Origin of the sequence: Paraburkholderia sp. Ac-20347, assembly GCF_017104805.1 — a bacterium.
Taxonomy (GTDB): Bacteria; Pseudomonadota; Gammaproteobacteria; order Burkholderiales; family Burkholderiaceae; genus Paraburkholderia; species Paraburkholderia tropica.
The window spans coordinates 1-10,557 of record NZ_JAAGPN010000275.1 but is presented as its reverse complement, the minus strand read 5'-3'; the positions used below and the strand labels follow the sequence as shown (position 1 = coordinate 10,557).

Sequence of the window (10,557 nt, the reverse complement as noted above, 5' to 3'; positions counted from 1 at the left end):
ACTGCGCGAGCGTCTGCGTGCGGTCGTGCCCGATACGCGCACCGCGCGCGTGCCGTGCGTGGCCTTCGTCGCGCGCGACAACGTCGTGAACCGGCGCGCGATCGAGAAGGCCTATCTCGACGCCATCGGCGAGGCGCGCAAGGAAGTGCTGCTCGCCAATCCGTACTTCATGCCGGGGCGGCGGTTGCGCCGCGCGCTCGTGGAAGCGGCCACGCGCGGAGTGACGGTCAAGCTGTTGATCGGACGAAAAGAGTTCAAGGTGCTCGATTACGGCACGCCGTTTCTCTATCACCAGTTGCTGAGCGCGGGCGTGCAGATCGCCGAATACGAAAAGACCATGCTGCACGGCAAGGTGGCCGTGGTCGATTCGAGCTGGGGCACCGTGGGATCGTCGAATCTCGACGCGCTGAGCCTCGTGCTCAACAACGAGGCCAATGTCCTGCTGGTGCTGCATCCGCAGATCGGCGAGCTGCGCGGCGCGATCCTGAGCGCCTTCGACGAGTCGCCGATGATCGACCGCGCGCGCTACGAGGCGCGTCCGTGGCACGTACGCGCGGTGAACTGGCTCGCGTGGAACTCATATCGTGTGGTGATGAAGATGCTCACCGTGGGCGGCTATGACTAGGCGCCGCAGCCGCTTCCGGGTGCGCGCGACGCCGCTGCGCACGGCGCTTGCCTGCCACACGAATCGCCCCGCAGGCAATCGAGAAATGTTCCCTTGTGCGCGACGCGCCAAGGCTGAAAATTAGAGTACCGGTTAGAAATCGGTTTCTAATAAAGTCCTTGTTTCGCGAACGGCTGTCCTCAACAATAGTACGGCCGTTCGATTTCATTCAGGCCCAGATGCCAGCAGTTAAAGCCAACATCGCGGCCACATCGTTACGGTAAATAAAGCTATGCGAAAAGGCGAACAGACCCGAGCCGCCATTCTGGATGCAGCACTCGACCTCGCGAGCCGCGACGGCCTGGAAGGGCTGACGATCGGCTTGCTGGCCGAACGCATGCAGATGAGCAAGAGCGGTGTTTTCGCGCACTTCGGTTCGCGCGAAGATCTCCAGGTCGAAGTCGTGCGCGAGTACCACCGCAGATTCGAGGAAGAAGTCTTCTTTCCGAGCTTGCGCGAACCGCGTGGTTTGCCCCGTCTGCGTGCGATGCTGTCACGATGGTTCGAGAAGCGCATCCACGAGGTCACGACCGGCTGCATCTACATCAGCGGCGCGGTGGAGTACGACGACCGCGCGGACAGCCAGGTGCGCGAGCAGCTGGTGGCGAGCGTGACGATGTGGCGGGCGGCCTTGCTGCGCGCCATTTCGCAGGCGATCGAGGAGGGGCATCTGCGACGGGACACCGATCCCGCGCTGATGTTGTTCGAACTGTATAGCGTAACGCTGGGTCTGCATCATGACGGCCGTTTCCTGCACTTGCCGGACGCAGTCGACCATACGTGGGCCGCGTTCGAAAAACTGATTGTTTCGTATCAGAGCGTGAGCCAGTAGCCCACGCCGCGCACAGCGCCGCGGCGGTACGCGAAGGCCCGACACTCTAAGGCTCTATCAAGGGAGAAAAACATGGGACAGTACACCGCGCCGCTGCGTGACATGCAATTCGTGCTGCACGAGCTGCTGAACGTGGAAGGCGAAGTCAAGCAGATGCCGAAGCACGCCGACCTCGATGCCGACACCATCAACCAGGTGCTCGAAGAAGCGGGCAAGTTCTGCTCGGAGGTGCTGTTTCCGCTGAACCAGGTCGGCGACCGCGAAGGCTGCACGTATGCCGGCGACGGCGTCGTCACCACGCCCACTGGCTTCAAGGAAGCGTACAAGCAGTATGTGGAGGCCGGCTGGCCCGCGCTGGGCTGCGATCCCGAATACGGCGGCCAGGGCCTGCCCGCGTTCGTGAACAACGCGCTCTACGAAATGCTCAACTCGGCGAATCAGGCGTGGACCATGTATCCGGGTCTGTCGCACGGCGCCTACGAATGTCTGCACGCGCACGGCACGCCCGCGCTCCAGCAGGCCTATCTGCCGAAGCTCGTCGAAGGCGTGTGGACCGGCACGATGTGTCTGACCGAGCCGCACTGCGGCACCGACCTCGGCATCCTGCGCACCAGGGCCGAACCGAACAGCGACGGCTCCTACGCCATCACCGGCACGAAGATCTTCATCTCGAGCGGTGAGCACGACATGGCGGAGAACATCATCCACCTCGTGCTCGCGCGCCTGCCGGACGCACCGCAAGGCACCAAGGGCATCTCGCTCTTCGTCGTGCCGAAGTTCATCCCCACGGCCTCGGGCGACGTGGGCGAGCGCAACGGCATCAAGTGCGGCTCGATCGAACACAAGATGGGCATCCACGGCAACGCCACCTGCGTCATGAATCTCGACGGCGCGACGGGCTGGCTCGTCGGCGAACCGAACAAGGGCTTGAACGCCATGTTCGTGATGATGAACGCGGCGCGTCTGGGCGTCGGCATGCAAGGTCTGGGTCTCACGGAAGTCGCGTACCAGAACTCGCTCGTGTACGCGAAGGAGCGCCTCCAGATGCGCTCGCTCACGGGCCCGAAGGCGCCGGAAAAGGCTGCCGATCCGATCATCGTGCATCCGGACGTGCGCCGCATGCTGCTCACGCAGAAGGCCTGGGCCGAAGGCGCGCGCGCCTTCACGTACTGGTCGGCGCTGCAGATCGACAAGGAACTCTCGCACGGCGATGAAACCGAGCGCAAGGAAGCCGCCGACCTCGTCGCGCTGCTCACGCCGATCATCAAGGCCTTCCTGACCGACAACGCATTCGAGAGCACCAACCTCGGCATGCAGGTGTACGGCGGCCACGGCTTCATCTCCGAGTGGGGCATGGAGCAGTACGTGCGCGACGCGCGGATCAACCAGATCTACGAAGGCACGAACACGATTCAGTCGCTCGATCTGCTGGGCCGCAAGGTGCTCGGCGACATGGGCGCGAAGCTCAAGAAGTTCGGCAAGCTCGTGACGGAATTCGTCGAAGCCGAAGGCATCAAGACGGAGATGCAGGAGTTCGTGAATCCGCTCGCCGACATCGGCGACAAGATGCAGAAGCTCACGATGGAAATCGGCATGAAGGCCATGCAGAACCCGGACGAAGTGGGCGCGGCCGCGGTGCCGTATCTGCGCACGGCGGGCCATCTGGTGTTCGCGTACTTCTGGGCGCGCATGGCGCGCATCGCGCTCGACAAGGAAAGCTCGGGCGATCCGTTCTACAAGTCGAAGCTGGCCACGGCGCGTTTCTACTTCGCCAAGCTGCTGCCCGAAACGGCGACCTCGATCCGCCAGGCGCGCGCGGGTTCGAAGACGCTGATGGAAGTCGACGAAGCGCTGTTCTAAGCGCTCGGGCGATGCGCCGCGTGCTGACGCGAGCGCATCGCCACTGCATCAATTCAATCTTCAAGCGGCGCACCGGACACAATAACGCCACCCCGACGACACACCGGTGCGCGCCGCGAGACATCTCCTATCCGCTCGACATTGCATATCCGCTGGAGGAACAACGTGAGCAATCTTAATATTCGCAAGGTGGCCGTGCTCGGCGCCGGCGTGATGGGCGCGCAGATCGCCGCGCACCTGATCAACGCCCGCGTGCCCGTGCTGCTGTTCGATCTGCCCGCGAAAGAAGGCCCGAAGAACGCCATCGCGCTGAAAGCCATCGAGACGCTGAAGAAGCTCTCGCCCGCGCCGTTCGGCGTGAAGGACGACGCGCAGTACATCACGCCCGCGAACTACGAAGACGACATCGCGAAGCTCGCGGAATGCGACGTGGTGATCGAAGCGATCGCCGAGCGCATGGACTGGAAGCACGACCTCTACAAGAAGGTCGCGCCGCACATCGGCCCGAAGGCCATCTTCGCGACGAACACCTCGGGTCTGTCGATCACGGAACTGTCGCAAGGTTTCGACGACAACCTCAAGGCGCGTTTCTGCGGCGTGCACTTCTTCAATCCGCCGCGCTACATGCACCTCGTCGAGCTGATCCCGACCGTGCACACGCAGCCGGAAATTCTCGACCAGCTCGAATCGTTCCTCACGAGCGTCGTGGGCAAGGGCGTGGTGCGCGCGAAGGACACGCCGAACTTCATCGCGAATCGCGTCGGCATCTTCTCGATTCTCGCGGTGATCGCCGAAGCGAAGAAGTTCGGCCTGCGTTTCGACGAAGTCGACGATCTCACCGGCAGCCGTCTGGGCCGCGCGAAATCGGCCACGTTCCGCACCGCCGACGTGGTGGGGCTGGACACGATGGCGCACGTCATCAAGACGATGCAGGACAACCTCAAGGACGATCCGTTCTTCCCGGTCTACGAGACGCCGGCCGTGCTGGCGGGTCTGGTGGCGAAGGGCTCGCTCGGCCAGAAGACCGGCGGCGGTTTCTATCGCAAGGAAGGCAAGGCGATCAAGGTGCTCGACGGCAACACCGGCGAGTACGTGGACGGCGGCGCGAAGGCCGACGAACTCGTGGGCCGCATCCTCAAGCGCCCGCCCGCGGAGCGTCTGAAGCTGCTGCGCGAATCGGAGCATCCGCAGGCGCAGTTCCTGTGGTCGATCTTCCGCGACGTGTTCCATTACATCGGCGTGCATCTGCAATCGATCGCCGACAACGCGCGCGACGTCGACCTCGCGATCCGCTGGGGCTTCGGCTGGAACGAAGGTCCGTTCGAAGGCTGGCAGGCCGCGGGCTGGAAGCAGGTCGCCGAATGGGTGAAGGAAGACATCGACGCGGGCAAGACGCTGTCGAACGCACCGCTGCCCGCCTGGGTGTTCGAAGGTGCGGTCGCGAACAACGGCGGCGTGCATGGCGCGGACGGCTCGTGGTCGCCGGCTGAGTCGCGCTTCGTGCCGCGTCCGGATCTGCCGGTCTACGGGCGCCAGGTGTTCCGCGCGGCGCTGTTCGGCGAGTCGAATGCGCGCGATCCGAAGAGCTTCGGCAAGACGCTGTTCGAGAACGAGCATCTGCGTGCGTGGGTCGACGACCGCGCGGGCGAAGACGATGTCGTGATCGTCTCGTACAAGAGCAAGATGAACACGATGGGCCCGGGCGTGCTCGACTCGCTCGTGAAGGCCATCGAGATCGCCGAAGACGGCTACAAGGGCGTCGTGATCTGGCAACCGACGTCGCTCAAACTCGGCGCGCCGGGCGGCCCGTTCTCGGCGGGCGCGAACCTCGAAGAAGCCATGCCTGCCTTCATGATGGGCGGCGCGAAGGGCATCGAGCCGTTCGTGAAGAAGTTCCAGGACACGATGCTGCGCGTGAAGTACGCGAACGTGCCGGTCGTGGCGGCGGTGTCGGGCATCGCGCTCGGCGGCGGCTGCGAAATCATGCTGCACAGCGCGAAGCGCGTCGCGCACATCGAGAGCTATGTCGGTCTCGTCGAAGTGGGCGTGGGTCTCGTGCCCGCGGGCGGCGGCCTGAAGGAAGCGGCGATTCGCGCGGCCGAAGGCGCGGCGGCGATCGGCGCCGTGCCGAGCGATCTGCTGCGTTTCCTGCAGAAGTCGTTCGAGAACGCAGCGATGGCGAAGGTCTCCGGCTCGGCGCTCGAAGCGCGCACGATGGGTTATCTGAAGCCGACGGACACGATCGTCTTCAACGTGTTCGAGCTGCTCGACACGGCGAAGAAGGAAGCGCGCGCGCTGAGCGCGTCGGGCTACCGTCCGCCGCTGCGCGCGAAGCAGATTCCGGTCGCGGGCCGCTCGGCGATCTCGACCATCAAGGCGTCGCTCGTCAACATGCGCGACGGCCGCTTCATCAGCGATCACGATTACCTGATCGCGGGACGTATCGCGGAAGCCGTCTGCGGCGGCGACGTCGAAGCGGGCAGCCTCGTCGACGAAGAATGGCTGCTCACGCTCGAACGCCGCGCGTTCGTCGATCTGCTCGGCACGCAGAAGACGCAGGAACGCATCATGGGCATGCTGCAAACCGGCAAGCCGGTGCGCAACTAAGCGGCACGGCGTACGCACATAACGGACTGGAGTTACAGATGAGCAAACAGTTGCAGGACGCATACATCGTCGCCGCGAGCCGCACGCCCATCGGCAAGGCGCCGCGCGGCGTGTTCAAGAACACCCGCCCCGACGAGCTGCTCGTTCACGCGATCAAGTCGGCCGTGGCGCAGGTGCCCGGCCTCGACACGAGCGTGATCGAAGACGCCATCATCGGCTGCGCGATTCCCGAGGCCGAGCAGGGCCTGAACGTGGCGCGTATCGGCGCGCTGCTCGCGGGTCTGCCGCAGAGCGTCGGCGGCGTGACCGTCAACCGCTTCTGCGCGTCGGGCCTCACGGCGCTGGCGATGGCGGCGGACCGCATCCGTGTCGGCGAAGCCGACGCGATGATCGCGGGCGGCTGCGAATCGATGAGCATGGTGCCGATGATGGGCAACAAGCCGTCGCTCTCGCCGCACATCTTCGATCGCAATGAAGACGTGGGCATCGCGTATGGCATGGGCCTGACGGCGGAGAAGGTCGCGGAGCGCTGGAAGGTGAGCCGCGAGGCGCAGGACGCGTTCTCGGTCGAGTCGCATCGCCGCGCGCTGGCCGCGCAGCAGTCGGGCGAGTTCAAGGACGAGATCGCGCCGTACACGCTCATCGAGCGTTTCCCCGACCTCGCCAGCGGCGAAGTGAAGGTGAAGGAGCGTCTGATCGAGCTGGACGAAGGCCCGCGCGCCGACACCACGCTCGAAGGCCTCGCGAAGCTGCGCGCGGTGTTCGCGAACAAGGGTTCGGTGACGGCGGGCAACAGCTCGCAGACGTCGGACGGCGCGGGCGCGCTGATCGTCGTCTCCGAGAAGATGCTCAAGCAGTTCAACCTCACGCCGCTCGCGCGTTTCGTGAGCTTCGCGGTGCGTGGCGTGCCGCCGGAAATCATGGGCATCGGTCCGAAGGAAGCGATTCCGGCCGCGCTCAAGGCCGCCGGTCTCAAGCAGGACGACCTCGACTGGATCGAGCTGAACGAGGCGTTCGCCGCGCAGTCGCTGGCGGTGATTCAGGATCTCGGTCTCGATCCGTCGAAGATCAACCCGCTCGGCGGCGCGATCGCGCTGGGCCATCCGCTCGGCGCAACGGGCGCGATCCGCGCCTCGACGGTCGTGCACGGCCTGCGCCGCCGCAACCTGAAGTACGGCATGGTGACGATGTGCGTCGGCACCGGCATGGGCGCGGCGGGCATCATCGAGCGCCTGTAAGCGGTTCTTTGGCGCAGGCAGATGCCATGCGTGATCGACACGGTTCGCAGACTTCGCGGTCTGCGAACCGTTTTTACTATTCGGCAGGTGAATGAGGCGCGCCGGCCTCGCACTGAGGAGACAGTACAGTGAGCAACGACATTCTGACCGCACGCGAAAACGGCGTGCTGACGATCACCATCAACCGGCTCGAGCGCAAGAACGCGCTCACGCCCGCGATGTATCAGGCGATGAGCGACGCGCTGGCAGCGGCGCAGGACGACAAGGCGGTGCGCGCCGTGCTGCTGCGCGGCCACGCCGAGATCTTCACCGCGGGCAACGACATCGAAGACTTCCTGAAGAATCCGCCCACCGGCGGCGATTCGCCCGTGATGCGCTTTCTCGCCACGATCGCCACCTTCGAGAAGCCGCTCGTCGCGGCGGTGCAGGGCGCGGCAATCGGCGTCGGCACGACCATGCTGCTGCATTGCGACATGGTGTATGCCGCCGATACGGCGCGTTTCGCGATGCCGTTCGCGCAGCTCGGTCTGTGTCCGGAAGCGGCTTCGTCGCTGCTGCTGCCGCGCGTGGCCGGTTATCAGGGCGCGGCCGAAAAGCTGCTGCTCGGCGAGACCTTCGACGCCGCCGAGGCGCATCGCATCGGCTTCGTGAACCGCGTGCTGCCCGCCGCCGAACTCGACGCCTTCGTGAGCGCGCAACTCGCGAAGCTGGTCGCGCTGCCCGCGTCGTCGCTGCGCGCGACCAAGACGCTCATGAAGCGCGCGAGCGAGCACGAGATCAAGACGCAGATGAGCGAGGAGTCGGTGCATTTCGGCAAGATGCTGCTCGCGCCCGAAGCGCGCGAGGCGTTCACGGCTTTCCTGCAAAAGCGCAAGCCGGACTTCCGGCAGTTCGACTGAGCGCTAGCGCGTTCAGGCGGCGTTTGTCGTCGTACTCGCCGCCGTGTCGTAATCGACGTAGCCGGTCTCGCGGCAGAAGCTCACGAGCCGCAGTCCGGCGCGCTTCGCGATGGTGATCGCGAGCGAGGAGGGCGCCGAGATCGTCGCGACCATCGGCATGCCCACGCGCGCGGCCTTGCGCACCAGCTCGTAGCTCGCGCGGCTGGAGAGGAACACGAAGCCTTGCTGCGTGTCGGCGCGATCGAGCACCAGCTGGCCGATCAGTTTGTCGAGCGCGTTGTGGCGGCCGACGTCCTCGAAGGCGCGCAGGATCTGGCCGTCGGCATCGCACCACGCGGCTGCGTGCAGCCCGCCCGTGAGTTTCGTGAGCGCCTGGTGTTGCGGCAGTTCGCGGGCGGCGCGCGCGATGGCGTCGGGCGCGAGGCGCGCGAGAAAGCCCGTATCGGGCACGATTTCCGGTTCGAGATCGAGCAGATCGATGCTCTCGATGCCGCACACGCCGCAGCCGCTGCGACCCGCGAGCGCGCGGCGCTTTTCCTTCAGTTCGACGAACGCCTGCTGCACGACCGTGAGATGCACTTCGGCGTGCGGCATTTCGGCGTCGGCGTGCCAGTAGACCTCGATGTCCTGAATGTCGGCATTGCGCCCGACGATGCCTTCCGAAATCGCAAAGCCCACCGCGAACGCTTCGAGGTCGCGCGGCGTGCACATCATGACCGCGTGCGAGATGCCGTTGAAGACGAGCGCGACGGGCCATTCCTGGCCGACGTGATCGGCGCGCGTTTCCACGCTCTCGCCGCGATGGCGGTGCACGCGCAATTCGACGGCGCCGGGCTGCTCGCCGGAGTCGGGCGCGTGGGGCTCGGCAAGGTTGGCGGGTTCGGCGATAGCGGCGGGATGCAAAGGGGACGCGGGATTCAAACGAAGGGACTCCATCAACGAGGCAGAGGCGCGAGCGGTATCGGGGGCGGAACGACGCAATCGAAACAATCGCAAAATCGCCACGCGCTGCAGCGGCCATTATCCGCGCTGGCGCGTCGGCGGCGGTCCGCGTCGCGTGCCGATATTCAGTATCGGCGCACGCGGTGCAGACAACCGGACGCGCTGCGCGGCGCACATAAGGTTCTAAAATACCTCAAGCGGGCGCCGTTTGCCGCCGTCCGTTTCGCGAGGATAACGCCATGGCATTGACTGAAACTCCGCTGCTGTTTGAATTCGAGGTCGTATCGTCGGAGGACCTCACCTTCATCCCCATGTGCGTGCGTTTCAATCTGGATCGTTTCGGGCTGCGTATTTCGCTCGCGCAGTGGCAACTGCTGCCTTACGAGGATCGCCGCCTGCTCGCGCGCTTTCCCGTCGACGACGATACCGAGATCGAGCCTAACTTCGATCACGCGCTCTTCGAAATGCTGCGCACGCACGCGAACGTCGAACCCGAATGGTTCGCGCCCGAAGAAGCGCCCGCGTGGCGCAACGTCAGCGCGGTGCCGGGCGGCGTCGCCAACCAGGCGGGGCTCGCCGATCTGCGCACGCCCGATATCGAAGACTGGGCGCAGCTCGCGCCGTTCCAGCGCTACGTGCTCGCCAAGCTCGCGCGCAAGCCCGAGGCGAATCACGATTTCGTTCCGGCGATGCGCGAGTTCGGTCTCGCGGTGCCGCGCAACGAGGCGCGCTGAACGCACGGTCCTCCGCGCTGCGTTTTTGGGTTTTTCGGGCGATTTTTCCGCCTGTCGCGCAGTGAAACGTTTGCGCGCAAGCCCAGACGGGACGCGGGTTTTGAGCGTTTCCTCGGTTTGCGCCGATTCGAGCGAATTCACGCGCGATTGCCCCTCAAGCCTTGCCGACGTCTGCCGTTATCCGGAATGGCGCTTCGCGCGCCAGCCTGTCGCGCGCAGGTCGTAATCGGACAGCCCGTGCCTCCGCGCGGGGACGAACGACGTTCGGCTTTCAATGAATCTTCATTTTTCGAAGCGGCACCTCATCAATCTGGCGGTCGTCGCGGCAGCCGTGGGCGCAAACGCTTTCGTGGCCTGGACGCAGATCGGCGCGCAGCGTGAAATCGATCAGCGGGCCGCGCAGGCCGCGCGCGTGCGACACGATCTGGATCGCTATCGGAGCGCGCTCGGCGGCGGTCTCGTGGCGCTCGGCCGTCTGCAGGCCGACGGTGTCGCCGAATCGTCCGCCGCGCGCGACGCCCGCGCCGACGAACTCGACGATACCGCCCGCTCGCTGCGCGCCGAACTCGCCGACAATGCGCCGCTCGCGCGCCGTTTCGACGCGCTCTCGACCGACGCGGCGACGCTCGCCCGCGAAATCGATGAAACCCTTGCCCGCGCCGAACCGCGTCTAGCCGATGCCCGCGTGCAGGTGAGCGCCGCGGGGCTGGCGCCCCAGGCACGACCGGAAGAGCAGCGATTCTGGGAAGAGGTGCGCCGCTAGTGTCTCTGTCGGGCGGCT

9 protein-coding genes are annotated in these 10,557 nt (G+C 65.4%); 8 read left to right on the top strand and 1 reads right to left on the bottom strand.

The genetic code is table 11. The features are described 5' to 3' along the window. From G3N97_RS32205 to G3N97_RS32180, 6 genes are all read left to right on the top strand, one after another. On the top strand, window positions 1-625 hold a 625-nt coding region (locus G3N97_RS32205), incomplete at its 5' end, for a phospholipase D-like domain-containing protein (protein ID WP_241030963.1). A 271-nt stretch (window positions 626-896) separates the two neighbouring features. After that, window positions 897-1,496, top strand: a complete 600-nt coding sequence (locus tag G3N97_RS32200) for a TetR/AcrR family transcriptional regulator (RefSeq protein ID WP_205996971.1) — start codon at window positions 897-899, stop codon at window positions 1,494-1,496. Window positions 1,497-1,568: 72 nt separating this feature from the next. After that, window positions 1,569-3,356, top strand: a complete 1,788-nt coding sequence (locus tag G3N97_RS32195; protein WP_205996970.1) for an acyl-CoA dehydrogenase C-terminal domain-containing protein — start codon at window positions 1,569-1,571, stop codon at window positions 3,354-3,356. 165 nt (window positions 3,357-3,521) lie between these two features. Beyond that, the gene (locus G3N97_RS32190; RefSeq protein WP_205996969.1) at window positions 3,522-5,963 is read left to right on the top strand and encodes a 3-hydroxyacyl-CoA dehydrogenase/enoyl-CoA hydratase family protein; all 2,442 of its coding nucleotides are present in this window, start codon (window positions 3,522-3,524) and stop codon (window positions 5,961-5,963) included. Window positions 5,964-6,001: 38 nt separating this feature from the next. Continuing rightward, on the top strand, window positions 6,002-7,201 hold the full coding sequence (locus G3N97_RS32185) for an acetyl-CoA C-acyltransferase (protein ID WP_205996968.1): 1,200 nt from the start codon (window positions 6,002-6,004) through the stop codon (window positions 7,199-7,201). Between the two features lie 128 nt (window positions 7,202-7,329). Beyond that, a complete protein-coding gene (locus tag G3N97_RS32180) occupies window positions 7,330-8,100 on the top strand; it encodes an enoyl-CoA hydratase (RefSeq protein ID WP_124262495.1) in 771 nt (256 codons plus the stop codon). Window positions 8,101-8,112: 12 nt separating this feature from the next. On the opposite strand, the gene fdhD is transcribed toward G3N97_RS32180, so the two are convergent. Further along, entirely contained in the window at window positions 8,113-8,988 is an 876-nt protein-coding gene (gene fdhD, locus G3N97_RS32175; protein WP_346778155.1) for a formate dehydrogenase accessory sulfurtransferase FdhD, read from the bottom strand. A gap of 293 nt (window positions 8,989-9,281) precedes the next feature. On the opposite strand from fdhD, the gene G3N97_RS32170 reads away from it, so the two are divergent. Further along, window positions 9,282-9,776, top strand: coding sequence for a nitrate reductase associated protein (locus G3N97_RS32170; protein WP_205996966.1), 495 nt, complete (start codon window positions 9,282-9,284; stop codon window positions 9,774-9,776). 274 nt (window positions 9,777-10,050) lie between these two features. After that, window positions 10,051-10,539 (top strand): hypothetical protein, encoded by a 489-nt coding sequence (locus G3N97_RS32165; protein WP_205996965.1) that lies wholly within the window; start codon window positions 10,051-10,053, stop codon window positions 10,537-10,539. Window positions 10,540-10,557: the final 18 nt, after the last annotated feature.